The sequence below is a fragment of the Pseudaquabacterium inlustre genome (genome assembly GCF_038066595.1).
GTDB lineage: Bacteria > Pseudomonadota > Gammaproteobacteria > Burkholderiales > Burkholderiaceae_C > Pseudaquabacterium > Pseudaquabacterium inlustre.
This window is the reverse complement of the sequence record NZ_JBBUTH010000001.1, coordinates 268883-295019: the sequence shown is the minus strand read 5'-3', so window position 1 is coordinate 295019 and position 26137 is coordinate 268883. Positions and strand designations below refer to the sequence as shown.

Annotated in this window: 19 protein-coding genes and 1 pseudogene; 8 read left to right on the top strand and 12 right to left on the bottom strand. The window is 71.4% G+C overall.

Going from position 1 to position 26137, the window contains the following annotated elements:
* Nucleotides 1-6 precede the first annotated feature (6 nt).
* The 3 genes from AACH10_RS01410 to AACH10_RS01400 form a co-directional block, all read right to left on the bottom strand.
* Entirely contained in the window at nucleotides 7-840 is an 834-nt protein-coding gene (locus tag AACH10_RS01410) for an alpha/beta fold hydrolase (RefSeq protein ID WP_341408562.1), read from the bottom strand.
* A gap of 64 nt (nucleotides 841-904) precedes the next feature.
* Entirely contained in the window at nucleotides 905-3802 is a 2898-nt protein-coding gene (locus AACH10_RS01405; protein ID WP_341408561.1) for a serine/threonine-protein kinase, read from the bottom strand.
* 25 nt (nucleotides 3803-3827) lie between these two features.
* Nucleotides 3828-4385, bottom strand: a complete 558-nt coding sequence (locus AACH10_RS01400) for an ECF-type sigma factor (protein WP_341408560.1) — start codon at nucleotides 4383-4385, stop codon at nucleotides 3828-3830.
* A gap of 162 nt (nucleotides 4386-4547) precedes the next feature.
* Between AACH10_RS01400 and AACH10_RS01395 the strand changes: the two genes are divergently transcribed.
* On the top strand, nucleotides 4548-5252 hold the full coding sequence (locus AACH10_RS01395) for a PEP-CTERM sorting domain-containing protein (protein WP_341408559.1): 705 nt from the start codon (nucleotides 4548-4550) through the stop codon (nucleotides 5250-5252).
* A complete protein-coding gene (locus AACH10_RS01390) occupies nucleotides 5249-7156 on the top strand; it encodes a PEP-CTERM sorting domain-containing protein (RefSeq protein WP_341408558.1) in 1908 nt (635 codons plus the stop codon). Before AACH10_RS01395 ends, AACH10_RS01390 begins: the two co-directional genes overlap by 4 nt.
* A gap of 53 nt (nucleotides 7157-7209) precedes the next feature.
* Here AACH10_RS01390 and AACH10_RS01385 read toward each other — a convergent pair whose 3' ends face one another.
* From AACH10_RS01385 to AACH10_RS01370, 4 genes and pseudogenes are all read right to left on the bottom strand, one after another.
* Complete coding sequence (locus AACH10_RS01385) at nucleotides 7210-8043, bottom strand: HDOD domain-containing protein (RefSeq protein ID WP_341408557.1); 834 nt, start codon at nucleotides 8041-8043, stop codon at nucleotides 7210-7212.
* Nucleotides 8044-8198: 155 nt separating this feature from the next.
* Nucleotides 8199-9026, bottom strand: a complete 828-nt coding sequence (locus tag AACH10_RS01380; RefSeq protein WP_341408556.1) for a proteasome-type protease — start codon at nucleotides 9024-9026, stop codon at nucleotides 8199-8201.
* A gap of 18 nt (nucleotides 9027-9044) precedes the next feature.
* Nucleotides 9045-11666, bottom strand: a complete 2622-nt coding sequence (mutS, locus tag AACH10_RS01375) for a DNA mismatch repair protein MutS (protein ID WP_341408555.1) — start codon at nucleotides 11664-11666, stop codon at nucleotides 9045-9047.
* A gap of 455 nt (nucleotides 11667-12121) precedes the next feature.
* Nucleotides 12122-13138: pseudogene (locus AACH10_RS01370) on the bottom strand (inositol monophosphatase family protein); the annotation flags it as partial.
* Nucleotides 13139-13406: 268 nt separating this feature from the next.
* Between AACH10_RS01370 and AACH10_RS01365 the strand changes: the two are divergent.
* A complete protein-coding gene (locus tag AACH10_RS01365; RefSeq protein WP_423228554.1) occupies nucleotides 13407-14081 on the top strand; it encodes an RNA methyltransferase in 675 nt (224 codons plus the stop codon).
* Nucleotides 14082-14126: 45 nt separating this feature from the next.
* Nucleotides 14127-14906 (top strand): serine O-acetyltransferase, encoded by a 780-nt coding sequence (gene cysE / locus AACH10_RS01360; protein WP_341408553.1) that lies wholly within the window; start codon nucleotides 14127-14129, stop codon nucleotides 14904-14906.
* A gap of 7 nt (nucleotides 14907-14913) precedes the next feature.
* On the opposite strand, the gene mog is transcribed toward cysE, so the two are convergent.
* Nucleotides 14914-15516, bottom strand: coding sequence for a molybdopterin adenylyltransferase (gene mog, locus AACH10_RS01355; protein WP_341408552.1), 603 nt, complete (start codon nucleotides 15514-15516; stop codon nucleotides 14914-14916).
* Nucleotides 15500-16108, bottom strand: a complete 609-nt coding sequence (yjgA, locus tag AACH10_RS01350) for a ribosome biogenesis factor YjgA (protein ID WP_341408551.1) — start codon at nucleotides 16106-16108, stop codon at nucleotides 15500-15502. Before yjgA ends, mog begins: the two co-directional genes overlap by 17 nt.
* 104 nt (nucleotides 16109-16212) lie before the next feature.
* On the opposite strand from yjgA, the gene pmbA reads away from it, so the two are divergent.
* The 3 genes from pmbA to AACH10_RS01335 all read left to right on the top strand — a co-directional run bounded on the left by pmbA (nucleotide 16213) and on the right by AACH10_RS01335 (nucleotide 20167).
* Nucleotides 16213-17586 carry a metalloprotease PmbA gene (gene pmbA / locus AACH10_RS01345; RefSeq protein ID WP_341408550.1) on the top strand — a complete coding sequence of 458 codons (1374 nt, stop codon included), beginning with the start codon at nucleotides 16213-16215 and terminating at the stop codon, nucleotides 17584-17586.
* Nucleotides 17587-17733: 147 nt separating this feature from the next.
* A complete protein-coding gene (locus AACH10_RS01340; protein WP_341408549.1) occupies nucleotides 17734-18816 on the top strand; it encodes a TRAP transporter substrate-binding protein in 1083 nt (360 codons plus the stop codon).
* A gap of 268 nt (nucleotides 18817-19084) precedes the next feature.
* A complete protein-coding gene (locus AACH10_RS01335) occupies nucleotides 19085-20167 on the top strand; it encodes a TRAP transporter substrate-binding protein (RefSeq protein ID WP_341408548.1) in 1083 nt (360 codons plus the stop codon).
* A 124-nt stretch (nucleotides 20168-20291) separates the two neighbouring features.
* Here AACH10_RS01335 and AACH10_RS01330 read toward each other — a convergent pair whose 3' ends face one another.
* From AACH10_RS01330 to AACH10_RS01320, 3 genes are all read right to left on the bottom strand, one after another.
* A complete protein-coding gene (locus AACH10_RS01330; RefSeq protein ID WP_341408547.1) occupies nucleotides 20292-22061 on the bottom strand; it encodes a TRAP transporter large permease in 1770 nt (589 codons plus the stop codon).
* Entirely contained in the window at nucleotides 22058-22678 is a 621-nt protein-coding gene (locus tag AACH10_RS01325; RefSeq protein ID WP_341408546.1) for a TRAP transporter small permease subunit, read from the bottom strand. The genes AACH10_RS01330 and AACH10_RS01325 overlap by 4 nt, the downstream gene beginning before the upstream one ends.
* A gap of 182 nt (nucleotides 22679-22860) precedes the next feature.
* Nucleotides 22861-23577, bottom strand: coding sequence for a hypothetical protein (locus tag AACH10_RS01320; protein WP_341408545.1), 717 nt, complete (start codon nucleotides 23575-23577; stop codon nucleotides 22861-22863).
* Between AACH10_RS01320 and AACH10_RS01315 the strand changes: the two genes are divergently transcribed.
* Nucleotides 23572-26124: a UvrD-helicase domain-containing protein gene (locus tag AACH10_RS01315; RefSeq protein ID WP_341408544.1), complete on the top strand. Its 2553-nt coding sequence runs from the start codon at nucleotides 23572-23574 to the stop codon at nucleotides 26122-26124. The genes AACH10_RS01320 and AACH10_RS01315 overlap by 6 nt on opposite strands.
* The last annotated feature ends 13 nt before the right edge of the window (nucleotides 26125-26137 follow it).

The following is a 26137-nucleotide window of genomic DNA, read 5'->3' as shown; positions in this document are numbered from 1 at the left end:
CGGGGATCAGACCGCGACCATGGTGCCCAGCAGCGTCAGCACCGTGGCGGCCGTCTCGGCCGGGCGTTCCATCGGGTACAGGTGCGAGCCCTCGATCCAGGCGAAGCGCTCGCCGGCCAGGCGGTGGGCGGTGTCCAGCCCGCCCTGGCGCACCTCGCGCGAGCGCGTGCCGGCCACGAAGCCCAGCGGGCAGCGCAGCGGGTGGCGGCGCAGCATCGTGCCCAGGTGGTGAGGCAGGGTGTTGTAGATGCGCGTTTCCACCTCGCGCGTGAAGGCCAGCGTCACGCTGCCGTCGGCGGCCTCGACCAGCCCGTCGCGCAGGTAGTCGGCCAGCACGTCGGGCGCCCAGCGTGCGAACTTGCGCTTGGCCGCGAAGTGGGCGTGCGCCGCCTCGCGGCTGGGCCAGGCCATGCGCCGGGTCTGCGACACCTTGCCGGGCGACACGCGCGGCATCAGCCGGCTGGCCTTGAGCACCTGCACGCTGTGCGCGCGCCAGCCGGTGATGACCGGTGAATCCAGCAGCACCACGCCGCGCACGCGCTCGGGGTGCTTGCTGGCCACCATCAGGCTCAGCAGCCCGCCCAGCGAGTGGCCCACCAGCCAGGCGCCGCCGGGGGCTTCCCGGGCACTGAAATCGGCCAGCTGGTCGCGCAGCCGCGCCCAGTTGCTGGCCACCGGGTAGGCCGGGTCGTGGCCCAGCATGGGCGGCGCCACCACGCGCCAGCCGGCGGCGCGCCACGCTGCGAACAGCTGGCGGTAGCTGCAGGCCGGAAAGCCGTTGGCGTGGGCGAAGACCAGGGTGGGGGCGTGGGCGCGATCGCCGGACTGCGGAACGGACATGGGCCGGGATTGTCGCGGCTGCCCGGTGCGGCCATTGGAGTGCCGCGTCCAGCGCGCTGGCGCGTCACAGCCCCAGGTAGTCGGCCTGGGTCAGCGTGCGGCTGCCGGGCGCGTCGGTGCGGCGGGCGGCGGCCAGCGCCTGCTCGCGCAGCGCACGGCCTTCGGCCACCTGGGGCGTCTGGGGCGTCTGGGCGGCCTGGCCCGCCTGGCCCGCCTGGCCATGCGCCAGCAGCGCGGCGGCGCGCACCCGCCACAGGTGGTGCTGCATGCGCACGTCGCGAAAGCCGGTGAGCGCCTGCCAGCCGGCCAGCGCATCGGCGCTGTGCTGCAGCGCCGCCGCGGACTCGCCGCGGGCCAGCGCCACGCGCGCCAGGCCGGCATGGGCCAGCGTCACATGCGCCCAGTTCTGGTTGGCGGCCACGGCGATCAGCCGCTGGTAGTGCTGCTGCGCGCCCGCCAGATCGCCCGTTTCCAGCAGCAGGCGGGCCCAGCGTTCCTGCATCGCCACGCTGGGCTGGGCCTGCGGCGCGTCATGCGCCTCGTAGTCGGCCTTGGCCAGGGCCAGCACCTCGCGCGCCTGGTCAAGGCGGCCCAGTTGGGCCAGCGCATCGCCCAGGCTGCGCCGGCAGCGGCGCAGGTCGAACTCGAAGCTGGCCTTGCGCCGGAAGCCGGCTTCGGCGGCCTGCAGCAGCGGCAGCGCCAGATCGGGCCGGCCTTCGGCGGTGAGGCGCTCGCCGTACTGCTCACGCGCCAGGCTGGCGTCGGGCGTGGCCTGCTCGGCCGGCGGCAGGCGGCGCATCAGGGCCTCGAACAGCGGCAGGGCGGCGGCGCGGTCGCCAGCCAGGTGCAGCGTGCGGGCGTGGCGGGCGCGCGGCACCCAGGCGGTGGGAAAGTCGGCACCGCTGGTGCGCTCGGCGATGTCGGCCGCGCGGCCCAGCGCCACCGCCGACTCGGCCAGCCGCCCGGCCTGCTGCAGGTACAGGCCAAGGTTGCCGTACAGGGTTTGCAGCTCGGCCTCGTTGCGCTGCGGCAGTTGCTCGGCCAGCGCAATGGCCCGCTGGTTGGCGGCCATGGCCTCGGTCAGGCGCAGCGCCGAGTTGTGCTCGGTGGCGATCTCCGCCCACGCCGTGACATGGCCGCGCTGGCCAGGCTCGACATCGGCGAACAGGGCCTCGGCGCGCTGCAGCGCGGCCAGGCGCGCGGCGGCCTGGTCGGGCTGGTCGCGCTGGCAGATGCCTTGGTTCATCCACCAGTGCGCGCGCAGCGCCGAGCGGTCGCGGCCGGCCTGGCGGATCGGCGCGTCCAGGCCGGCCAGCAGGCGGCGGCACTCGGCCGGGTCGCCGGCCAAATAGGCCTGGGTCGCGGCTTCCAGGCCGGCCGTCAGGATGTTGTCGTGCAACGGCCCGAATCGATCCCGCACCAGGGCCAGCTGGCGCTGCTGCAGGGCCTGGTAGGCGCCTTGCTCACCCAGCTCGCGGTAGATGTCGGCGGCGGTGCGCAGCAGCTCGATGCGCAGCTCGGGGTCGGTGGCAAAGCGTTCGTCGATGCGCGCGGCGCTGCGGTCGAGCAGGGTCTTGGCGGTGGTGGCGCCATCGGGCTTGCCACCGGCCAGGCGCGGATCGGCGGCGCTGAACACGCCCAGCAGAAAGTCTTTCACGGCCTCGGCACGGCGCGCCTGGGTGCGTGCCTCGTGCGCCTGCCAGGCCACGCCGGCGCTGCCGGCGAGCAGTGCTACGACCAGCGCAGAGGCCAGCGCCACCGGCAGGCGGTGCCGCCTTGCGTAGCGCCATGCCTGGGCCCACACGGTGATGCGGCGCGCGCGGATCGGCCGGTGCTCGCGCTGGCGGCGCAGGTCATCGGCCAGCGCCGCCACCGAGGCGTAGCGCGCCGCCGGATCGGGCTGCAGCGCGCGCACCGTGATCGCATCCAGGTCGCCGGCCAGCGCGCGGTGCAGCGCCGGGGTGGCCGCGCGGCGCGAGGGCAGCGGTGGCTCGCGGTCCTGCGGTCGCGCGGGTGCGAGTGCGGGTGCGGCGCCGTCGAAGGCGGGCGTGTCGGTCAGCAGCTCGAACAGCATCAGCCCGAGCGCATGCACGTCGGTGGCGGCGGTCACCGGGCCACCGGCCAGCTGCTCGGGCGCGGCGTAGCGCGGCGTGGCCAGCACGCTGCCTTCGCGCGTCAGCGCGGTGCTGTCGGCACCGGCGGGGTCGTCGGCGTGCAGCAGGCGGGCGATGCCGAAATCCAGCAGCTTGACCTGGCCCTCGGGCGTCACCAGCACATTGGCCGGCTTGATGTCGCGGTGCGCCACGAAGCGGGCGTGGGCATGGTCCACCGCATCGAGTACCTGGCCGAACAGCGCCAGCCGCTGCGCCAGCGGCAGGGCATGGCAACGGCACCAGTCGGTGATCGGCTCGCCCGGCACGGCCTCCAGCGCCAGCCAGGGCTGGCCCTCGGACGTGACGCCGGCATCGAAGAAGGCGGCGATGTGCGGATGCGCCAGCCCGGCCAGGATGTCGCGCTCGCGGGCGAAGCGTTCGCGCACCGCGGCGGCGTTGAGGTTCTCCAGCAGGTGGCGGTGCGGCAGCTTCAGCGCCACCTGGCGCTGGAAGGCGCCATCGGCGCGCTCGGCCAGCCACACCACGCCCATGCCGCCGCGGCCCAGCTCGCGCAGCAGCGCATACGGGCCGATGCGCTGGCCGGCCTGCAGGCCGGGAGCGGCGTCCGCTTCGCCGCCGGCCGGGCTGGCGGGCCACTGCGGGCCGGCATCCAGGAAGCCATCGCCCACGGTGGCGGGTGTGGCGGCCAGCACCGCGGCCAGGGCCGGCGCCAGGTCGGCCTCGTCGGCGGGCAGGGTGGCCAGCGCGGCGGCGCGGGCGGCGGCATCGGGCAAGGCCAGCAGGGCATCCAGCCGGGCGCTGAACACGGGCCAGCGCTCGGGCGGGCAAGGCAGCGGTGGCGGGTTCATCGCGGTGGACGCCGGGCCTGGACGCTCATCCGGCGAGCATGGTGCGCAGCAGCGCGCGCGCCTTGTCCCAGTCGCGCCGCACGGTGCGGTCGGTCAGGCCGAGTGCCTGCGCGATCTCGAGGTCGTTCATGCCGGCGAAATAGCGCATCTCCACCACCTGGGCCAGGCGCGGCTCCACCCGGGCCAGCGCGGTCAGCGCGGCGTCCACGCGCAGGGCCTCGGCTTCGGTCTCGGTGCCGTCGGCTGGCGTGGCCAGCGCTTCGGACAGTGCGGTGTCCAGCGTCACCGCCTGCAGGTCGCCGCCGCGGCGCTGGGCCTGCTGCTCGCGCACGAGGTCGACGATCACCGAGCGCATCACCTGCGAGGCATAGGCGTAGAAGTGGCCGTGGCTGCTGAACTGCAGGGCCTCGAGCCGCTGCGCCAGGCGCAAGAAGCTCTCGTGCACCAGGGCGGTGGTGTTCAGCCCCGCCACCGGCGCACCGGCCGGCACGGCGGCGTGCAGCCGCGCGCGGGCGATCTTCTTCAGCTCGGGGTAGGCGGCGGCCCAGGCCGGGGGCAGCGCGGCCGGGGTGTCGGGCGGCATGCGGGCCATCTTCGCATGGGCACGCCGGGCCTACCCCCATGAATGCAGGGGCGCGTGTCCGGGGGCAGGGTCGGGCGCCGTTGGCTGGTGCATGGGCTGTCCGTGCGCCTGCATCCGGCACCGGGCGGGCCACCCCGAAACCCCAACCAGGAGAGTGACACCATGCATCCGATCACCCGCGCCGCCCTGGCGCTCGGCGTCCTGCTGGCGGCCGCCGGCCCCGTGCTGGCCGCCCGGCCCGGTCCGTACAACACCGGTGTCGACAATGCCGGCGCGCCGCTGGCCAGCTATGCGGTGGATCCGCATTACCAGATCGTCAGCCCATCGGTGTTTGGCCCGGGTTATGCCTTCCACGATGCCGATGGCGCACCGCTGGGCGGGCCGCCGGCCGGCGCGTGGTTGACCGATGGCCTGGCTGGCGCCTCGTCGTGGATCACGCCCTCGGCCGCGCTGTACATCACCGATGCGCCCGATGGCAGCACCGACCGCATCACCTACCGCACCACCTTCGACCTGTCGGCCTACAGTGCCCCGGCCTGGCAGATCGTCGGCCGCTGGGCAGCCGACGATGGCGGCGTGGCCATCCGCCTCAATGGCATGGCGCTGAGCGGCTTCACGGTGCCCGATGCCACCGGCTGGCAGGCGTTCACGATCACCCAGGGCATCCTGCCGGGCGTCAACGTGCTGGAGTTCGACACCCTCAGCACGCAAAGCCCCACCGGCCTGCGCGTGGAGATGCTGACCAGTGCCGTGCCCGAGCCCGCCACCGGGCTGCTGTGGCTGGCCGGCCTGGGATGTGCGGGATGGTTGCGCGCGCGGCGTCGCGTCAGCATCGACGCCACATCGCCGACGGAGGACCGGGCATGAACCTCGCACGCGCCATCGGACTGGCCAGTCTGACGCTGGCCGCCAGCCTGTCGCTGCCGGCCCAGGCCACCTACCAGTTCAGCGGCCACGCACGGGCGCATGCCGTCACCACCTATCCGGTGCCCGGCCTGGGCGGCACCGACAACCAGGACATCGACCTGCTGAACCAGCCCGGTGCGACGCAACTGCAGGCGCTGGACAGCTTTGCCAGCACCGCGCATGGCAGTGCCACGGCGCGGCTGCTCGGGCGCATCGGCCTGCTCAAGGCCTATGCCGCGTCCGACTACGCCTATTGCTGCAGCGGTGGCGTCACGGTGCAGGACGGCTACGCCGATGGCACGGCCGAACTGCGCTTCTACGACGAGGTGCTGGTGCAGGGCGCCGGCCTGGCCGCCGGCACGCCGGTGCGCTACCGGCTGGACCTGCGCCTGGACGGCACGGTGAGCAGCCCGAACTTCGAGATCGGCGGTCGCTACAGCGCCGATGCGATCGCCGAAGCCCGCCTGCGCGACGTGAGCAGCGGTGCCGCCGTCAGCCTGCACTGGGATGCGCGCAACCAGGCCACCGGTGTGTTCTCGCTGACGCTGGACACCACCGTGGGCCACACGCTGGCCATCGACGGCATGCTCTACGCCGGCACCTACGTCGCCGCCGGCGCCCGGGTGGCGCGCAGCGCCGAGGTCGACTTCTACCACTCGGCCGGCTACAGGCTGGCGCCGTCGGTGGCGGGCCTCAACACCCTGGGGGCGAGCGGGTACGACTTCGCCACCGCCGTGCCCGAGCCCGGCACCTGGGCGCTGATGCTGGGCGGCGTGGCGCTCGGCGCCCTGCGACAGGCGGGCCGATCCTGTCGCCAGGGCGGCCGCGTGGTGCGCCGTGTGGTGCGCCGTGGCCCGGCCTGGCTGCGCCGGGGGGTGATCGCCGGCTGCCTGCTGCTGGGCCTGCCTCTGGTGGCCCAGGCCGGACGGGCCCAGGTGGGTGCCTCGCTGGGCACCTGGGCCAACGGCGACCTGCAGGACGCCCAGGTCAGCGGCAGCCGCTGGCGCGACGGCCTGCTGCAGCACAGCGTGGTGGTGACGTCCACCCCGTTCAACGACGCCGCTGCGGCCAGCCTGCGCGAGGACACGGCGCCTGTCAGCGACAGTGCGCGCGTGGTGCTGCAGGGCCGTGCCGGGCTGCGCCAGCCGGGCGTGCCCGAGGCGCTGGCCTTTGCCGGCAGCACCGAGGTGTCCAGCGATCTGCTGGCCGGCCGCCTGGGGCTGCGCTTCGACACCACGCATGTGGCCTACGCCGCGCCGGGCGGCGGTGTGCGCGAGGCGTATGTGGCGGCCTATCCGTTCGCCGAGTTGTTCGAGACCTTCGAACTGGTCTACCCGATCGCCCGTGCCGAGCCGGTGCACGTGGCGCTGAGCCTGCGCATCGACGGGCAGGTGGATGGCAACACCGGTGCCAACGGCCGCATCGGCGGCGTGCAGGCTTACCTGCAGCTGGCCGGCGCGGACACCGGCGAGTCGCACCCGATGCTCGATCCGGTGTGGCGCAGCGAACAGGACGTGGCCGGCGCCGTGCTGGGTTATGCCGGGATGCTGAACAACGGCGGCTGCAGCGTGGCGCGCGGCCTGTGCAGCGGCTTCGTGAGCCTGTATGCCGCGCTGGACCTGCGCGGCCGCGTGCTGGCCAGCGGCGCCATCGAGGCGCAGCCCGGCGCGCCGATGGCGCTGGACTTCGGCGCGCAGCTGTCGCTGACGGTGAGCCCCGGCGTCACGCTGCTGCGCATCGGCGGCGTGGATTCGCCTCTGCCCGCCGTGGCCTGGGCGTCGGCGGTGCCCGAGCCCGGCGCGGCCTGGCTGTGGCTGCTGGGCCTGCCGGTGCTGGCCGGCGTGCGGCGCATGCGCCGCCGCTGACGCCGCTGACGGCGCGGTGGCCTTTTCGTCAATCGGCCACCGGCCACCGGTTGTCAGTTCATCAGCATGTCGGCACCGGCCGTGGCCAGGGCGTGGGCGGGCAGGTGGGTTTCCAGCCACTCCAGGTCGAGTTGCAGGTGCTCCACCAACTCAGGCTGGGCGGCCAGCAGGCCGGCGCTGGCACTCAGGCCGCGGTCGCGCGACTCGGTCACCACACTGGCCAGGCGCAGCACCGCGCCCAGCCGGCAGAAGGGCCGCGCCGCCAGCGGCTCGGCGGCGGCCTCGAAGGCCGAGGCCAGCGCCTCGGGGAACTGCCAGTGCCGGGCCAGCGCCGCGGTCACGGTGGGGTGCGAGCGCCCGACGATGGATTGCTCGAAGCCGATGCGCGTGTCCACGTCCATGTCCAGGTGGTGGCGGGCCACCTCGGCCATGGCTTGCGGCACCACCATGGCCATCAGCACCTGGCCGGTGCGCAGCATCAGGCCGCCGAGGTAGGCCACGTCGGGGTCGGCGTCGAGGCCGCGCGCCAGCGTCTGGGCATAGGCGGCGTTGGCCAGGTTGTCGCGCCAGAAGACCAGGCGGTCGAAGCCGGGCAGCGACGGGAAGGCGCCGGTCATCGACGCCGACAGGGTCAGGTCGCGCAGCGTGCGCATGCCCAGGCAGGCCGCAGCGTCCGACAGCACGGCGATGGTGCGCGTGGGGGCGTAGCGGGCCGAGTTGGCCATGCGCAGCACCTTGGCCGACAGGGTCTGGTCCTGTCCGATCAGGTGGGTGAGTTCGCCGATCGCCAGGTCATCGCGATCGAAGGATTTCAACAACTTGCGTGCGACTTCGGGCATGGCCGGCATCGCGGCGGCCTGTTGCAGGAAAGGGTCTTGTCGGTCCATGGATCACCTCGCCGGGGGCAATGGGAAGGGCTGTGCGCCGACCCCTCCGACTGCCTGCCAGGCCGAGGCGCTTCCGACGAATCGACGCCGTCGCGCTGCAGCATGATGCGGGAAAACCCGCTGCGCCCGCGCCGCCGACGGCCGGGCGCGCCGGATCACACGATGCGGTCGCCCGGCTTGCTGATCTTGCGCATCGGCTCGTAGCGCGCGCTGCCGCCCATCAGCGGGTGGGTGGTGTCGCCGCCGTCCCAGCGCGGGTCGTCGATGGCCTCGAACACCTCGTGCAGGCGCTGGCCCCAGGTGTTGCGGATCATGCGGAAGTAGGCGTTGTGCTCGTCGATGCACACATGCTGCGCGCTCTGGAAGCTGTCGGCCTCGTAGACCAGCAGGTCCAGCGGCAGGCCCACGCCCAGGTTGGATTTCAGCGTCGAATCCATCGACACCAGCGCGCACTTGGCGGCTTCGTCCAGCGGCGTCTCGGGCGTCAGGATGCGGTCGAGGATGGGCTTGCCGTACTTGCTCTCGCCCACCTGGAAGAAGCAGGTCTCGCGCGTGGCCTCGATGAAGTTGCCGGCCGAATAGACCAGGAACATGCGCATCGCCTCTCCCTTGATTTGGCCGCCGAAGATGAAGCTGGCGTTGAAGTCGATGCCGGCGTTGCGCAGCGCCGGGGCGTCCTGCTCGTACACGCGGCGCACCGCGGCGCCCAGCACGCGGGCGGCGTCGAACATGCTCTCGGCGTTCCAGATCGTCAGCGGCTCCTGGTCGGGGCCGCGATCCAGCTTTTCCAGCTGCAGGATCTCGCGCACGCTCTGGCTGATGCTCAGGTTGCCGGCCGACAGCAGCGCCATGAAGCGGTCGCCCGGCTTCTCGTAGACCATCATCTTGCGGAAGGTGCTGATCTGGTCGATGCCGGCATTGGTGCGGCTGTCACTCAGGAACACCAGGCCGGCGTTCAGGCGGATGCCGATGCAGTAGGTCATGGCAGGGTCAGTCGTGGCTCAAGGCTGCAGGGATTTGAGGCGGTACAGCGCGTCCAGCGCCTCGCGCGGGGTCAGGCTGTCGGGGTCGATGGCGGCCAGTGCGGCCTCCACGCGGCTGGGCTCGGGCGCGGCGGCCTCGGGCGGCGCGGCGAACAGGTCCACCTGCGCATCGCCGGCCTTGGCCTGGGTTTCCAGCGATTCCAGCGCATGGCGGGCCTGGCGCAGCAGCGTGGCCGGCATGCCGGCCAGGCGCGCCACCTGCACGCCGTAGCTGCGGCTGGCCGGGCCGGGCTCGATGGCGTGCAGGAACACGATGTCGTGCCCGCTCTCCACCGCCGAGACATGCATGTTGGCCGCCTGCGTGTGCTTGACCGGAAACTCGGTCAGCTCGAAGTAGTGCGTGGCGAACAGCGTGAAGGCGCGGTTGCGGTCGTGCAGGTGACTGGCGATGGCGCCGGCCAGCGCCAGGCCGTCGAAGGTGCTGGTGCCGCGGCCGATCTCGTCCATCAGCACCAGGCTGTGCTCGGTGGCGCTGTGCAGGATGGCGGCGGCCTCGGTCATCTCCAGCATGAAGGTCGACTGCGCATTGGCCAGGTCGTCGGCGGCGCCGATGCGGGTGTGGATGGCGTCCACAAGCCCCAGGCGGCAGTCGCGCGCCGGCACGTACGAGCCCATGCTGGCCAGCAGCACGATCAGCGCCACCTGGCGCATGAAGGTGCTCTTGCCGCCCATGTTCGGGCCGGTGATCACCAGCATGCGGGTCTTGGCATCCAGCCGGCAGTCGTTGGCGATGAAATCCGGCCCGCCGGTCTCGGCCAGGCGCGCTTGCACCACCGGGTGGCGGCCTTGGGAGATGTCGATGCACGGGTGGGGCACAAACTGCGGGCGGCACCAGTCGAGTGTGGCGGCGCGCTCGGCCAGTGCCGCCAGCGCGTCCAGCGTGGCCAGTGCGCGGGCCAGCGCGCCCAGCACCGGCAGGTGCGCCTGCAACTGATCGAGCAGCTGCTCGAACAGCCACTTCTCGCGCGCCAGCGCACGGTCCTGCGCGCTCAGCGCCTTGTCCTCGAAGGCCTTGAGCTCCGGCGTGATGAAGCGCTCGGCGTTCTTCATCGTCTGCCGGCGCTGGTAGTCGGCCGGCACCTTGTCCAGGCCGCTGGTCGTCACCTCGATGTAGAAGCCGTGCACGCGGTTGAACTGCACGCGCAGGTTGCCGATGCCGGTGCGCGCGCGCTCGCGCTGTTCCAGGTCGATCAGGAAGGCGTCGCAGTTCTGGCCGATGGCGCGCAACTCGTCCAGGTCGGCATCGAAGCCGGTGGCGATGACGCCGCCGTCGCGCAGCAGCACGGCGGGTTCTTCGGCAATCGCCGCGGCCAGCAGCTGGGCCAGGGTGCCTTCAGGCGCCAGGCCGGCGTGCACGGCCTCCAGCAGCGGCGCGCCATGCGGCGCCAGCTCGCGCAGCGCCGGCAGGGCCAGCAGCGTGGCGCGCAGGCCCGACAGCTCGCGCGGGCGCACCTGGCGCAGCGCCAGCCGGGCGGTGATGCGTTCCACGTCACTGATGTGGCGCAGCGCCTGGCGCAGCGGGCCGTCGCGGCCTTCGCCGGCGGCGATCAGCACGCCGATGGCCTCGTGGCGTGCTGTGGCGGCGGACCGGTCGCGCAGCGGGTGCGTCAGCCAGTGGCGCAGCAGGCGGCTGCCCATGCCGGTGCGGCAGCTGTCCAGCAGCGACAGCAGCGTGGGCGCGTCCTCGCCGCGCAACGTCTGCGTGAGCTCGAGGTTGCGGTGCGTGGCCGGCGGCAGGTCCAGCAGTTCGGTGGCGCGCTCCACCGTCAGCGCGGTGACATGCGCCAGCGCCTGGCCCTGGGTGTGCTCGGCATAGGCCAGCAGCGCGGCGCCGGCGGCCTGGGCCACGGGCAGGTCCTGCGCATTGAAGCCCTGCAGCGAGGCCACTTTCAGCAGCGCGGTGAGCTTGCGCACGCCGAGTGCGGTGTCGAACTGCCAGTCGGGCCGCACGGTGCGCGCGGCGCGGTGCTGGGTGATGGCGGCCGGCAAGGTGGTCGGGTTGGCCGCCAGTTCCTGCGGCAGCAGCAACTCAGCCGGATCCAGCCGCGCCAGCCAGCCGGCCAGCTCGCGCTCGCCGCATTCGGTGGCGCCCAGATGCCCGCTGGCCAGGCCCAGCCAGGCCAGGCCCCAGGTGGCGCGCTGCTTGGTCACGGCCAGCAGCAGGGTGTCCACCCGGTCGGCCAGCAGTTCGCTGTCGGTCACGGTGCCGGGCGTCACCACGCGCACCACCTTGCGTTCCACCGGGCCCTTGGCGGTGGCCACGTCGCCCACCTGCTCGGCGATGGCCACGGCCTCGCCCAGCTTGATCAGGCGCGCCAGGTAGTTCTCGACCGAGTGCACCGGCACGCCGGCCATCACCACCGGCTCGCCGGCGCTCTGGCCGCGGGTGGTGATGGTGATGTCGAGCAGGCGGTTGGCCTTGCGCGCGTCGTCGAAGAACAGCTCGTAGAAATCGCCCATCCGGTAGAACACGAGCGTCTCGGGGAACTCGTGTTTGATCCGGAGGTACTGCTGCATCATCGGCGTGTGGGCCGACAGATCGGGCAGGGACGGCTCAGGCGTGGCGGGCGCGCCGGTCATCGCGGAACGGGGACTGCGTGGGACGGTGAGACGGGGACGAAGCGGCGGCGTTCAGCGCGCGCTCAAAACGGCGCCGGGCCGCCGCGGCCACCGCGGCCGCCACCCTGGCCACCGCCGCCCTGGCCGCCACGGCCACCGCCGGTCTTGAAGCCGGGCTTGCCACCGGGGCGCGGGCCGCCGGCGGTCTTGGACGGCGGACGGCGATCGCCCTGCGGGCCGCCGCGGGCCGGGCCACGCGGGCCACCGGGGCCACCGGGGCCACCGGCGTCGCGGCCACCGCCAAAACCGCCGCCAAACCCACCACCACCGCCGCTGCGGGGGCCGCGGGCATCGCGCGGGTCACGCGGGTCACGCGGGTCACGGGCCTCGGCCGGCTTGCGGGTCACCGTGGGCGCGGGGCGCGGGGCGCGTTCGACCGGGGCGTCGCCGGGGGCGGCTGCCTCGCCGGTGGCACCGTCGGCGGCCTCGGCCACCGGCTCGGGCTTGCGGATGCGCACGGGCTTGCGCTCGCGCACGGCCGGGGCCGCGGCGTCGCCCGAGGCCTCGGCGGCGGCCGGTGCGGCGGCGGTGTCGGCGCTGACGCCCAGGGCCGCGGCCAGCGCGGCGGCAGGTTGCTCGCCAGCCGGCGTCTCGGCGCCGTCGGCCGGCGCGTCCTCGTCACGGCTGATGGCGCGCGAGTACGGCGCCAGCAGCGTCACCAACTGGGCATAGACCTTCGGGTTGCCGGCCACCAGTTCGCGCTGGTAGAGGAAGTCGGCTTCGCCGGTGAAGTTGCCCACCAGGCCACCGGCCTCGGTGATCATCAGCGAGCCGGCCGCCAGGTCCCAGGGCGACAGGCCGGTCTCGAAGAAGCCGTCGTACCAGCCGGCGGCCACGTAGCACAGGTCGAGTGCGGCCGAACCGGGGCGGCGCAGGCCGGCGCAGTTCTGCATCACGCTCTCGAACATCTTCATGTAGCGCTGGAAGTTGTCGCCGCGGCGGAACGGGAAGCCGGTGCCCACCAGCGAATCGGCCAGGCGCACGCGCTTGGACACGCGCAGGCGGCGGTCGTTCAGGAAGGCGCCGCGGCCCTTGGAGGCGTAGAACAGGTCGTTGCGGTTGGGGTCGTACACCACGGCCTGCTCCACCTTGCCGCGGTAGGCCAGCGCGATGGACACGGCATAGATCGGCAGGCCGTGCAGGAAGTTGGTGGTGCCGTCCAGCGGATCGATGATCCAGACGTAGTCGCTGTGCTTGGCCCCGCGCTCGCGCCCCGACTCCTCGGCCAGGATGCCGTGGCCGGGATAAGCCTCGAGCAGGGTCTCGATGATGGCGTCTTCCGCCGCGTGGTCGACTTCGCTGACGAAGTCGTTCGGCCCCTTGTGGCTGATCTTCAGCAGGTCCAGGTCCTGCGAACCCCGGTTGATGATCGCGCCTGCGGCCCGGGCGGCCTTGATCGCGATGTTGAGCATGGGGTGCAGGGATTGCGACATGGAAAGTCCTGGAGGTCCGGGCGCGCCGTGGATCGCAAGCGAACGCACCGGACGGGCGGGAAGGAAAGGGGGCCGACGGAGGAAAAGAGCGCGCGTTCCGGGCTGACCGCCGACAATTGCCGGCCGAGTCCACCCAAGAAAACCCGCATTTTAGCCGCCTGTGACCGACCTCGCCGACATTCAGCCCTTGCCGCCGCCCGTGAATGGCACACGTTTCGTGCTGGTGCGCACCAGCCACCCCGGCAATGTGGGCGCCGCGGCCCGGGCGATGAAGGTGATGGGCTTCGCCGATCTGGTGCTGGTGCAGCCGCGCTTCGCCGACGTGCTGAGCCAGGAGGAGACCGTGGCCCTGGCCAGCGGCGCGGCCGACATCCTGGCCCGCGCGCGCATCGTCGACACGCTGGACGCCGCGCTGGCCGGCGTCACCCACGCCTGCGCCACGGCGATGACGCCGCGCGACTTCGGCCCGCCCACGGTCGCGCCGCGCCAGCACTTCGCCACGCTGGCCGATCCGGCCCAGCCGGCGCCGGCGCCGGCGGTGGCCTTCGTCTTCGGCAGCGAGCGCCACGGTCTGGCCAACGAGGACGTGTGGCGCTGCCACACCTGCCTGAGCATCCCCACCCACCCCGACTACGGCAGCCTGAACCTGGCCCAGGCGGTGCAGCTGATCGCCTACGACTGGCGCATGGCCTTGGGCGGCTTTGCCGTGCAGCCGCGCACGCCCGATGCCGCGCTGGCCGGCGCCGACGAGGTGGCCGGCGCGCTGGCGCACTGGCAGCGCACGCTCGAAGCCATCGGCTTTCTCGACCCCGTGGCACCCAAGAAGCTGATGCCGCGGCTGAACCAGCTGCTCAACCGCGCCCAGCTCACGCGCGAGGAGGTGCACATCCTGCGCGGCATAGCCCGCGCCGCGGCCGCCACCGCCCCGGCCAGCAAGGATTGAGCCCCGCCGCTACACTGCCCTGGCTATTCCGCTGGAAGTTCCGTCATGTTCAGCCGCCTTCGTGAAGACATCGCCTGCATTCGTGAGCGCGACCCCGCCGCGCGCTCGAATTGGGAGGTGCTCACCTGTTACCCGGGCCTGCATGCACTGATCTGGCACCGCCTGGCGCACCGCTTCTGGCTGCGCGGCATGCGCTGGCCGGCGCGCTTCCTGTCGCACATCGGCCGCTTTCTCACCGGCATCGAGATCCACCCCGGCGCCACCATCGGCCGTCGCGTGTTCATCGACCACGGCATGGGCGTGGTGATCGGCGAGACTGCCGAGGTCGGCGACGACTGCACCATCTACCAGGGCGTGACGCTGGGCGGCACATCGCTGGAAAAGGGCGCCAAGCGCCACCCGACGCTGGGCCGCGGCGTGATCGTCTCGGCCGGCGCCAAGGTGCTGGGCAGCTTCACCGTGGGTGACGGCGCGCGCGTGGGCAGCAATGCCGTGCTGCTGCAGCCGGTGCCGGCCGGCGCCACGGCGGTGGGCATTCCGGCGCGCATCGTGCAAAAGAGCGCCGATGCCGCGCGCGAACAGGCCGCGGCCAAGATGGGCTTCTCGGCCTACGGCGTGACTCAGGGCGACGACCCCGTGGCCCAGGCCATGAAGGGCCTGATCGACAACGCCTCCAGCCACGAGCACCAGATCGCGCTGCTGTGGCGGGCGATCGAGACGCTGTCGTCCGGCGCGCGCGAACTGCCGGCCGGCGACTGCGTGCCCGACGACGCCTGCGTGACCGAGCGATTCGACGCCGAGCGCCTGAACCGCCTGGTCAAGTAAGCCGCGTTCAGCCGCGCTGCGGCTTGACGGCCGTCTTCGGCCGCCAGGCCTTGGTGAACTCGTCGTTGCACTCCAGGTACGGGCCGCCGATCAGGTCGATGCAGTAGGGCACGGCGGCGAAGATGCCGTGCACCGGGCGCTCGGCATGCGGCAGGCCCTGCAGTGTCTCGGCAATGCTCTTGGGCTGGCCGGGCAGGTTGATGATCAGCGTCTTGCCGCGGATCACCGCCACCTGGCGGCTCAGGATGGCCGTGGGCACGAAGTTCAGGCTGATCTGGCGCATCTGCTCGCCAAAGCCCGGCATCTCCTTGTCGGCCACATCCATCGTGGCTTCGGGCGTCACGTCGCGCAGCGCCGGGCCGGTGCCGCCGGTGGTCAGCACCAGGTCGCACTTCACCTCGTCCACCAGCTCGCGCAGCGTGGCGGCGATGGTCTCGCGCTCGTCGGGGATCAGGCGCGGCTGCCAGGTGATCGGGTTCTTCAGCGCCCGGCCCAGCCAGTCCTGCAGCGCCGGGATGCCCTTGTCCTCGTAGACGCCGGTGGAGGCGCGGTCGCTGATCGAGACCACGCCAATGGTCACCGGGTCGTGCAGTTCACTCGTCGTGCTCATCGTCGTCTTCGCTGGATTCGTCGTCGGGGTCGGCCGCGCCATCGGCCGCCAGCCAGGGCTTGATGAACTGGAACAGCGCGCGGTAGCCGCGGCCGTTGCGCTTCTCGGGCGCGGCGGCGGCATCGGTGCGCGCGGCGCGCACCAGGCTGCGCAGCTGCTGCAGGTCGCTGCCCGGGAACTCGCTGGCCCAGCGCGTGATGGCGTCGTCGCTGGCCACCATCTCGTCGCGCCAGCGCTCGGTGTCGTGCAGGCGCAGCGTGTCCTGGGCCGAGCCCAGCTTGAAGGCGGCCACGGCCTCGCGCAGCGGCTCGGGATCGGCAAAGCGCATCTGCTTGCCGACGAACTGCAGCTGGCGGCGCTTGCCCTCGTGGCTCTTGGTGCGGCGCAGCTCGGCGATGGCATCACGCAGCGCCTCGGGCATGTCGAGCGCGGCCAGGCGGCTGGCGGGCAGGGCGGCCAGCTCGGCGCCGAGCTTCTGCAGGTCATGGGCCTGCTGCTTCATGCGCGTCTTGCTGGGGCGGCCGGTCTCGATGGCAATGCCATCCAGGCCGGAAGATTCATCGGGGAGGGCGTCGGTGGGACGTTGCCGCATGGGGCCAGACAGGTTGGGTGGGGTGGCTATGATTGTCTCTTACCTCGGTTCCCGTTCATTCCCCCCTCTCCAGCCGCTTCGCCGCGCGCCAGCCAAAGCACCCCATGTCCGGATCCACCACCTCCCAGGGCTTCGCCTTCGACCGCGAGCAGTTCCAGCAGATCATCGAGGACACGCTGGCCATCGCGAAGGGCCTGGGCGCCAGCGACGCCGGGGCCGAGGTGAGCGAGGGCGCCGGCCTGTCGGTGTCGGTGCGCAAGGGCGAGCTCGAGAACGTGGAGCGCAACCGCGACAAGAGCCTGGGCGTCACCGTCTACCTGGGCCAGCGCCGCGGCAATGCCAGCACCAGCGACTTCTCGCGTGCCGCCATCGAGCAGACCGTGCGTGCGGCCTACGACATCGCCCGCTTCACCGCCGAAGACCCCGCCGCCGGCCTGCCCGAGGCCGAGGACCTGGCCACGCCCGACGTGGCCGGCATGGACCTCGACCTGTTCCACCCCTGGGCGCTGGACGCCGACACCGCCGCCGAGCTGGCACGCCGCAGCGAGGCCGCGGCCTTCGCCACCCATCCGCGCATCAGCAACAGCGAGGGCGCGGGCGTCTCGGCGCAGCAGTCGCACTTCTGGGCCGGTAACTCGCGTGGCTTCCGCGGTGGCTATGCCAGCTCGCGGCATTCGATCTCGGTGGCGCCCATCGCCTCGCACCGCCGCGACATGCAGCGCGACGCCTGGTACACCTCGATGCGCGACCCGATGGAGCTGGCCGCGCCCGAGGCCGTGGGCCGTTATGCCGCCGAGCGCGCGCTGTCGCGCCTGAACGCGCGCAAGATCGCCACCTGCGAGGTGCCGGTGCTGTTCGAGAACACGCTGGCCGCCGGCATGATCGGCGCGCTGGTGGGCGCCACCAGCGGTGGCGCGCTGTACCGCCGCGCCACCTACCTGCTGGACAGCCTGGGCACGCAGGTGATGGCCGACCACCTCGACCTCGACGAGGCGCCGCACATCCCCAAGGGCAAGGGCAGCGCGCCCTTCGACGACGAGGGCGTGGCCACGCGGCAGCGCCGCGTGGTGGAGGCCGGCGTGCTGCAGGGTTACTTCCTGTCCAGCTACTCGGCGCGCAAGCTGGGGCTCAAGACCACCGGCCACGCCGGCGGCGCGCAGAACCTGCGCCTGACCAGCCGCCTGACCCAGCCCGGCGATCACCTGGAGCAGATGCTGCGCAAGCTGGACCGCGGCCTGTTCGTCACCGAGCTGATGGGCCAGGGCGTCAATGGCGTCACCGGCGACTATTCCCGTGGCGCCGCGGGCTTCTGGGTCGAGGGCGGCCGCATCGTGCACCCGGTGCACGAGGTCACCATCGCCGGCAACCTGAAGGACATGCTGCGCGGCATCGTGGCGCTCGGCGCCGACGAGTACCAGCTCGGCGGCAAGCGCATCGGCTCGCTGCTGATCGACCGCATGAAGGTGGCCGGCAGCTGAGCGTTTCTTGCGGCGGATCAGGGCTTACCCTCGGTTCCGCGCGCACCTGACCGCGTCTTCAGGGAACTGCAAGCTGCCCTGTCCGAGACTCCCGCCCGATCCGGCGCCACCTGTTGCGGCGCTGCCATTCAGACGAGGAGATCCCGCATGGAACGCCGTTCCTTCGTACGCAGCGCTGGCCTGGCCGGCATCCTGGCCGCTGGTGCCGCCCCCGCCGTCGTCAACGCCCAGGCGCAGCTGCGCTGGCGCATGGCCTCGAGCTTCCCGAAGTCGCTCGACACCATCTACGGCGCGGCCGACGTGTTCGCCAAGAAGGTCGGCGAGCTGTCGGGTGGCAAGTTCCAGATCTCGGTGCATGCCGCCGGTGAACTGATGCCCGCCTTCGGCGTGGTGGACGGCGTGCAGAACGGCACCATCGAGGCCTGCCACACCGTGCCGTACTACTTCTTCGGCAAGGACGAGACCTTCGCGCTGGGCGCGGCCGTGCCCTTCGGCCTGAACAGCCGCCAGATGACCGCCTGGATGCTGGAAGGCAACGGCCTGAAGCTGATGCGCGAGTTCTACGCCAACTACAACATGATCAACTTCCTGGGCGGCAACACCGGCGCCCAGATGGCCGGCTGGTACCGCAAGGAAGTCAAGAGCGTGGCCGACATCAAGGGCCTGAAGTTCCGCATCGGCGGCTTTGCGGGCAAGGTGGTCGAGCGCATGGGCGGCGTGCCGCAGAACATCCCCGGCGGCGAGATCTACCAGTCGCTGGAGAAGGGCACGATCGACGCGGCCGAGTGGATCGGCCCCTACGACGACCAGAAGCTGGGCTTCAACAAGGTGGCCCCGTTCTACGCCTACCCGGCCTGGTGGGAGGGCGGTCCGCAGATCGACTTCTTCATCAACCAGAAGGCCTATGGCGCGCTGTCGGCCGAGTACAAGGCCATCGTCGAGGCCGCGTCGGCCTACGCCCATGTGGACATGCAGGCCAAGTACGACGCCAAGAACCCCCAGGCCCTGAAGCAGCTGGTGGCCAACGGCACCAAGCTGTTCCGTCTGCCCAAGGACGTGATGGAACTGGCCTTCAAGGAATCGCAGGCCCTGTACAGCGAACTGAGCGGCAAGAACCCGCACTGGAAGAAGGTGTACGAGGACTTCGCCACCTTCCGCCGCGACCAGAACCTGTGGTTCCGCTTCGCCGAGGCCGGCTTCGACGACTTCATGCAGGCCCAGAAGCTGTGACCTGAGCGCCGCCGGGCTGTCCGGCGGCAGCGCGCACGGCCCGCCCAGGGCTGGCGCGAACGGCCCCATGTGCCTTGTCGGCCCATGGGGCTTTCGGCGTTTTCGGCGCGGTGTGGCCATGGCGCGCGATCGGGGCGCGATGGGGCGCCGGCGCGCGCAAAACCAAGGGCTTCACCCCATCGGGTTCCGGCAGGGCCTCCCTAGAATGCGGCGGCAGTGCAGAGCGGGTCTGCATTTCCACTCAATCCCCCTTCGAGGAGACCGTTCCATGGAGCGTCGTTCGTTCGTTCGTGGTGCCGGCTTGGCCGGCGTGCTGGCTGCCGGCACGGCACCGGCCATCGTGCATGCCCAGGCGCAGGTGCGCTGGCGTCTGGCCTCGAGCTTCCCGAAGTCGCTGGACACCATCTTCGGCGCGTCCGACGTGTTCGCCGCCAAGGTCAAGGAACTGTCGGGCGGCAAGTTCACCATCTCCACCCATGCGGCCGGTGAACTGATGCCCGCCTTCGGCGTGGTGGATGGCGTGCAGAACGGCACCATCGAGGCCGCGCACACCGCGCCTTACTACTTCTTCGGCAAGGACGAGACCTTCGCGCTGGGCTGCGCCATCCCCTTCGGCCTGAACAGCCGCCAGATGACGGCCTGGATGTTCGAGGGCAACGGCCTGAAGCTGATGCGCGAGTTCTACAAGCAGTACAACATCATGAGCTTCCCGGGCGGCAACACCGGCTCGCAGATGGGTGGCTGGTACCGCAAGGAAGTCAAGAGCGCGGCCGACATCAAGGGCCTGAAGTTCCGCGTCGGCGGCTTCGCCGGCAAGGTGGTCGAGCGCATGGGCGGCGTGCCGCAGAACATCCCCGGTGGCGAGATCTACCAGTCGCTGGAGAAGGGCACGATCGACGCGGCCGAGTGGATCGGCCCCTACGACGACCAGAAACTGGGCTTCAACAAGGTGGCCCCGTTCTACGCCTACCCCGGCTGGTGGGAGGGCGGCCCGCAGCTGGACTTCTTCATCAACCAGAAGGCCTATGACGGCCTGTCGGCCGAGTACAAGGCCATCGTCGAGTGCGCGGCCGCCTACGCCCATGTGGACATGCAGGCCAAGTACGACGCCAAGAACCCCGGCGCGCTCAAGCAGCTGGTGGCCGGCGGCACCAAGCTGTTCCGCTTCCCGAAGGACGTGATGGACCTGGCCTTCAAGGAATCGCTGGCGCTCTACAGCGACCTGAGCGCCAAGAACCCGAACTGGAAGAAGGTGTACGACGACTACGCCAACTTCCGTCGCGACCAGAACCTGTGGTTCCGCTTCGCCGAGGCCGGCTTCGACGACTTCATGCAGTCGCAAAAGCTCTGAGCCCGGCGCACCGGGCGGTGCACCGCCCGGCCACCTGGCCATGAAAAAAGGGCCCTGCCTCGCGGCAGGGCCCTTTTGCTTTGGGGGCACAGGGTGTGCGGGGCGCGCACGCCCCGCACGTCGCTCACTTCTTCTGCGCGTCCTGCTGCAGGCTGCGCTTGACGGCTTCCATCGGATCTTCGTCCTTTGGTGCGTCCTTGGCCGGCTCGGCGCCGGCCGGTGCCGAGGCCGAGGGCTCGACGCCGAACAGCTTGGCCGCGTCCATCTCCTTGCCGCCGTCGTTGGCCGGCTGCACCTCGAGCTGCACGTTGTCGACGTTGATCTCGGCCTTCTTGTCCAGGCCGCCCGACACCAGGTTCGGGAAGGCGATGACCAGGCCCACCATGATGATCTGGATGATGACGAAGGGCACCGCGCCCCAGTAGATCTGGCCGGTGGTGACCTTCTCGACCGGCTTGCCGGTGACGCGGTCCTTGTAGTCGTTGGTGGGCGCCACGCTGCGCAGGTAGAACAGCGCGAAGCCGAACGGCGGGTGCATGAACGAGGTCTGCATGTTCACCGCCAGCAGCACGCCGAACCAGACCAGGTCGATGCCCAGCTTCTCGGCCACTGGGCCCAGCAGCGGCACCACGATGAAGCTCAACTCGAAGAAGTCGAGGAAGAACGCCAGCACGAAGACCAGGATGTTCACCACGATCAGGAAGCCGAGCTGGCCGCCGGGCAGGCTGGTCAGCAGGTGCTCCACCCACTTCGGGCCGTCCACGCCCTGGAAGGCCAGGCTGAACACCGTGGAGCCCAGCAGGATGAACACGACGAAGCAGCTGAGCTTCATCGTCGAGTCCATCGCCTGGCGCAGCAGCTTCAGGTCGATGCGCTTGCGGGCCAGGGCCATGGCCAGGGCGCCGACGGCACCCATCGCGCCACCCTCGGTGGGCGTGGCCACGCCCAGGAAGATGGTGCCCAGCACCAGGAAGATCAGACCCAGCGGCGGGATCAGCACGAAGGTCACGCGCTCGGCCATCTTCGACAGCAGGCCCAGGTTCAGCGTCTTGTTGACCACCGACAGCGCAAAGGCCACACCCACGCCCACGCACATGCTCACGACGATCAGCTCGTCGGTGGGCGTGGTGGCCGGACGGGTCTTGGCGAAGGCCACGGCCAGGCCGGTGGAGGCCACGAACAGCAGGCCCAGCGAGCGCAGGCCCGAGCCGCCGTCGGGCTCGCGGATGGTGCGGGCCTCGGGCGGCAGCGCCGGCACGTAGCTGGGGCGCATGATGGCCACCAGCACGATGTAGCCGATGTACAGGCCGGTCAGCACGAAGCCGGGGATGAAGGCGCCCTTGTACAGGTCGCCCACGCTCTTGCCCAGCTGGTCGGCCATGATGATCAGCACCAGCGAGGGCGGGATGATCTGCGCCAGCGTGCCGGATGCGGCGATCACGCCCGAGGCCACGCGCCGGTCATAGCCGTAGCGCAGCATGATCGGCAGCGAGATCAGGCCCATCGAGATCACCGACGCGGCCACCACACCGGTGGTGGCGGCCAGCATCGCGCCCACCAGGATCACCGCGAAGGCCAGGCCGCCGCGGATCGGGCCGAACAGCTGGCCGATGGTGTCGAGCAGGTCCTCGGCCATCCCTGATCGCTCGAGGATCAGGCCCATGAAGGTGAAGAACGGGATCGCCAGCAGCGTGTCGTTCTGCATGATGCCGAACACCCGCAGCGGCAGGGCCTGCATCAGCGATTCGGGCAGCAGTCCATACTGGATGCCGACCCAGCCGAAGAACAGGCCCGACGCGGCGAGCGAGAACGCCACCGAGAAGCCCATCAGCAGGAAAACGATCAGGCCCCCGAACATCAGGGGCGCCATGTAGGCGTGCAGGAACTCGCTCATGCCTGGGCTCCCTTGGCAGCCTTCTCGGCGGCTTCGGCCTCCGCGCGGGCGCGGATGATCTCGGCCAGTTCTTCCTCGGCGGACTTGGCGTCCTTCTTCACCGCGGGGTCGTCGCACACGCCGGCCAGGAAGCCCAGGCGCTTGATCAGCTCGGACACGCCCTGCAGCCACAGCAGCGCAAAGCCTGCGGGCACCAGCGCGTACACCGGCCAGCGGATCAGGCCGCCCGCGTTGGACGACATCTCACCGGTGTTGTAGGCCTGCACCACCAGCGGCCAGACCAGCGTGATGACCTTCCAGCAGAACGGGAACAGGAAGGCGACGATGCCGAAGATCTCCACCTTCACCTGGGTGCGGCGGCTGAACTTGCCCAGGATCACGTCGATCTTGACGTGCTCCTGGCGCAGCATGGTGTAGCCGGCTGCCAGCAGGAACACGGCGGCGAACAGGTACCACTGGATCTCCAGCAGACCGTTCGAGCTGTTGTTGAAGGCCTTGCGCACGATCGCGTTGCCGGCGCTGATCAGCACCGCCGCGAGCACGAGCCACGAAACCGCGGAACCGACCCACTCATTGAGCTTGTCGATCGCCCGCGACAGGGGCAGTAAGGGAGTCACGTCACCTCCGGGGATGGTTGTCGTTGGGTGGGAGAGGGCGTGCGGCGCGTCCGTGGTTGTTGTCGGGCGCAAGACTGCACCCGTGCGCCTGCGCACATGGCAAATGTAAGGACGCACGCCTGAACGTCAGTTGAAAGTTCGGCGGCTCTAGGGAAAGCACTGAACCGCCAGCGGTGGCGTGCTCAGGGACAGCGGTCGGCGCCCATGGCCAGCACACGGCCGTCGGCCGACTCGATCCAGCCGCGGGCGCGCAGGCGCTCGGGCTGGGCGCCGTCGGGCCAGCGCAGCGCGGTCAGGTGGCTGAATGCGCGGCCCGGCTGCAGCGTGTCCAGCGGCAGCGGGCCGGCCACGTTGCGCACCAGCCACCGGGGCGCGGCCGAGCCCTCGCTGCCGGCCGGCAGCTTTTCCACCAGCGCCAGCCAGGCGGTGGCGCCCGGGGGCAGGCCGCGTGGGGTGCGCAGGCTCAGGCGCAGGCCGAAGTAGCCCTGCCAGGCGGGGCCGGACTCCACCTGCAACCGCGCCCCGCGTGGCCAGGCGCCGGACGGCTGGGCCAGCGCGGCTGCGGCGCGTTGCTGGCGCTCGGTGCCGGCGGGCAGCGCGGCGGCAGACATCGGCGCGTCGTCGCCGCGCGGCAGCAGCCAGTCCAGCGTCCAGGTGGCCGGGCGGGTGCGGCCGGTTCGGCCGGGCGGGCCGGCCTTCCCGGCGGCGTCCGCCGCACCCGTGGTGTCGGCGGCATCGGGCGCGGCCCAGCAGTCGGTGCAGTCGGCGGCCGTGAAGCGCTCGCGCACCGGGGCCTGGGCGGCCGGACAGGGGCCCGGCGTCGCCGCGGGCTGCGCTGCGCCGGCACTGCCGGCGAGACCAGCCAGGGTCAGGCCCACTCCTAGAATCCATGGATGCATGCGCCGCATTTTCACGACGATCCGTTCTCCCCGCCCGCACCTGGGGCGGGTGGCACCGCCCGGCTGCTCGAAGGCCTGAATCCCGAGCAGCATGCGGCCGTGTCGCTGCCTGCCGAACCGGCGCTGATCCTGGCCGGCGCGGGCTCGGGCAAGACCCGCGTGCTCACCACCCGCATCGCCTGGCTGCTGGCCACCGGCCAGGTCAGCCCCGGCGGGCTGATGGCCGTGACCTTCACCAACAAGGCGGCCAAGGAGATGCTGCACCGGCTGTCGGCCATGCTGCCGGTGCCGGTGCGCGGCATGTGGATCGGCACCTTCCACGGCCTGTGCAACCGCTTCCTGCGCGCGCACTGGAAGCTGGCCGGCCTGCCGCAGGGCTTCCAGATCCTGGACACCGGCGACCAGCTCTCGGCCGTCAAGCGCGTCATCAAGGCCATGAACCTGGACGAGCAGCGCTTCGTGCCCAAGCAGGTGAGCTGGTTCATCGCCGCGCGCAAGGAGGAGGGCGAGCGGCCGTCCGATGTGGATGCGCGCGACCCCAACACGCGCACCATGGTCGAGATCTACCGCGCCTATGAAGAGCAATGCCAGCGCGAGGGCGTGGTCGACTTCGCCGAACTGATGCTGCGCACCTACGAGCTGATGCGCGACCAGCCGGCGCTGCGCGAGCATTACCAGCACCGCTTCGCGCACATCCTGGTCGACGAGTTCCAGGACACCAACCGCCTGCAGTACCGCTGGCTGAAGATGTTCGCGCCGCCCGAGAACACCGGCGAGCGCGCGCGCGGCACGCTGCGCCAGAGCGTGTTCGCGGTGGGCGATGACGACCAGAGCATCTACGCCTTCCGCGGGGCGCAGGTGGGCAACATGGCCGACTTCGAGCGCGAGTACCGCGTGCGCCACCTGATCAAGCTGGAGCGCAACTACCGCTCGTTCGGCAACATCCTCGACTCGGCCAATGCCCTGATCGCCCACAACAGCAAGCGTCTGGGCAAGAACCTCAGCACCGAGGCCGGCCCTGGCGAGCCGGTGCGCGTGCACGAGGCCACCAGCGACTACGCCGAGGCCCAGTGGCTGCTGGAGGAGGCGCAAGGCCTGCACCGCGGCGGCCTGGCGCGCAGCGAGATCGCCATCCTGTACCGCAGCAACGCGCAGAGCCGGGTGATGGAAAGCGCGCTGTTCAATGCCGGCGTGCCATACCGCGTGTACGGCGGGCTGCGCTTTTTCGAGCGTGCCGAGGTCAAGCATGCGCTGGCCTACCTGCGCCTGGTGGAGAACCCCAACGACGACACCAGCTACCTGCGGGTGGTGAACTTCCCCACCCGCGGCATCGGTGCGCGCACGCTGGAGCTGCTGCAGGACGCCGCACGCCAGAGCGGCCGCAGCCTGTACCAAAGCGTGTCGGCCGTGGCCGGCAAGGGCGGCGCCAACCTGCTGGGCTTCAACGGCCTGATCGACGGCCTGCGCGAGGCCACGCGCGGCCTGACGCTGCGCGAGATCATCGAGAAGATGCTGGCCACCAGCGGCCTGCTGGACTTCTACCGCACCGAGAAGGAAGGCCAGGACCGCATCGAGAACCTGGAGGAACTGGTCAACGCCGCCGAGGCCTTCGTCACGCAGGAGGGCTTCGGCAAGGACGCGGTCGCGCTGCCGGTCGACGAGATCGGGCCGGGCACGCTGGCGGACCGTCGCGAGGGCCCGGATGGCATCGCCCCGGCACCGGTGGCGCCGCTGGCCCCCGATGCCGAGACCGGCGAGATCATGTCGCCGCTGGCCGCCTTCTTGACCCACGCGGCGCTGGAGGCCGGCGACAACCAGGCCCAGGCCGGCCAGGACGCGATCCAGATGATGACCGTGCACTCGGCCAAGGGCCTGGAGTTCGATGCGGTGTTCATCACCGGGCTGGAAGAAAGCCTGTTCCCGCACGAGAACGCGATGAGCGACACCGACGGCCTGGAGGAAGAGCGCCGGCTGATGTACGTGGCCATCACGCGGGCGCGCAAGCGCCTGTACCTCAGCTACAGCCAGACCCGGCTGCTGCACGGCCAGACGCGCTACAACGTCAAGAGCCGCTTCCTGGATGAGTTGCCCGAGGGTGCGCTGAAGTGGCTGACGCCGCGCAACCAGGGCTTCGGCTCGGGCTACGCCAAGGAGTACCAGCAGGCCTGGCAGCGTGGCACCGGCCCCGGCGGCATCGTCGGCGCCGGCCGGCAGGACAACCGCCCGCCCAGCTGGCGCCGTGACAGCGGTGGCGACAGCGGCGACGGCAAGCGCGTGCCCTGGGGCGGCCGCGACGGCTACGGCGCCGGCCGCGACGCGCCGCTGACCGGCGGCGGCCCGGTGCCCACGGCGATGGCCAACGCGCAGGCGGCCAAGTCGGGCCACGGACTGCGCGTGGGCCAGGCGGTGTTCCACACCAAGTTCGGCGAGGGCGTGGTGATCACGCTGGAAGGCTCGGGCGCCGACGCCCGCGCGCAGGTCAACTTCGGCCGCCACGGGCCGAAGTGGCTGGCGCTGTCGGTGGCCAAGCTGACGCCGGTGGATTGAGGCTTGAATTTCC

Excerpts from the sequence above, each read along its gene's own strand:
- AACH10_RS01410 (WP_341408562.1), bottom strand. The coding sequence starts at position 840 with ATGTCCGTTCCGCAGTCCGGCGATCGCGCCCACGCCCCCACCCTGGTC.
- AACH10_RS01405 (WP_341408561.1), bottom strand. The coding sequence starts at position 3,802 with ATGAACCCGCCACCGCTGCCTTGCCCGCCCGAGCGCTGGCCCGTGTTC.
- AACH10_RS01400 (WP_341408560.1), bottom strand. The coding sequence starts at position 4,385 with ATGCCGCCCGACACCCCGGCCGCGCTGCCCCCGGCCTGGGCCGCCGCC.
- AACH10_RS01395 (WP_341408559.1), top strand. The coding sequence starts at position 4,548 with ATGCATCCGATCACCCGCGCCGCCCTGGCGCTCGGCGTCCTGCTGGCG.
- AACH10_RS01390 (WP_341408558.1), top strand. The coding sequence starts at position 5,249 with ATGAACCTCGCACGCGCCATCGGACTGGCCAGTCTGACGCTGGCCGCC.
- AACH10_RS01385 (WP_341408557.1), bottom strand. The coding sequence starts at position 8,043 with ATGGACCGACAAGACCCTTTCCTGCAACAGGCCGCCGCGATGCCGGCC.
- AACH10_RS01380 (WP_341408556.1), bottom strand. The coding sequence starts at position 9,026 with ATGACCTACTGCATCGGCATCCGCCTGAACGCCGGCCTGGTGTTCCTG.
- mutS (WP_341408555.1), bottom strand. The coding sequence starts at position 11,666 with ATGACCGGCGCGCCCGCCACGCCTGAGCCGTCCCTGCCCGATCTGTCG.
- AACH10_RS01365 (WP_423228554.1), top strand. The coding sequence starts at position 13,407 with ATGAAGGTGATGGGCTTCGCCGATCTGGTGCTGGTGCAGCCGCGCTTC.
- cysE (WP_341408553.1), top strand. The coding sequence starts at position 14,127 with ATGTTCAGCCGCCTTCGTGAAGACATCGCCTGCATTCGTGAGCGCGAC.
- mog (WP_341408552.1), bottom strand. The coding sequence starts at position 15,516 with ATGAGCACGACGAGTGAACTGCACGACCCGGTGACCATTGGCGTGGTC.
- yjgA (WP_341408551.1), bottom strand. The coding sequence starts at position 16,108 with ATGCGGCAACGTCCCACCGACGCCCTCCCCGATGAATCTTCCGGCCTG.
- pmbA (WP_341408550.1), top strand. The coding sequence starts at position 16,213 with ATGTCCGGATCCACCACCTCCCAGGGCTTCGCCTTCGACCGCGAGCAG.
- AACH10_RS01340 (WP_341408549.1), top strand. The coding sequence starts at position 17,734 with ATGGAACGCCGTTCCTTCGTACGCAGCGCTGGCCTGGCCGGCATCCTG.
- AACH10_RS01335 (WP_341408548.1), top strand. The coding sequence starts at position 19,085 with ATGGAGCGTCGTTCGTTCGTTCGTGGTGCCGGCTTGGCCGGCGTGCTG.
- AACH10_RS01330 (WP_341408547.1), bottom strand. The coding sequence starts at position 22,061 with ATGAGCGAGTTCCTGCACGCCTACATGGCGCCCCTGATGTTCGGGGGC.
- AACH10_RS01315 (WP_341408544.1), top strand. The coding sequence starts at position 23,572 with ATGCATGCGCCGCATTTTCACGACGATCCGTTCTCCCCGCCCGCACCT.
- AACH10_RS01320 (WP_341408545.1), bottom strand. The coding sequence starts at position 23,577 with ATGCATCCATGGATTCTAGGAGTGGGCCTGACCCTGGCTGGTCTCGCC.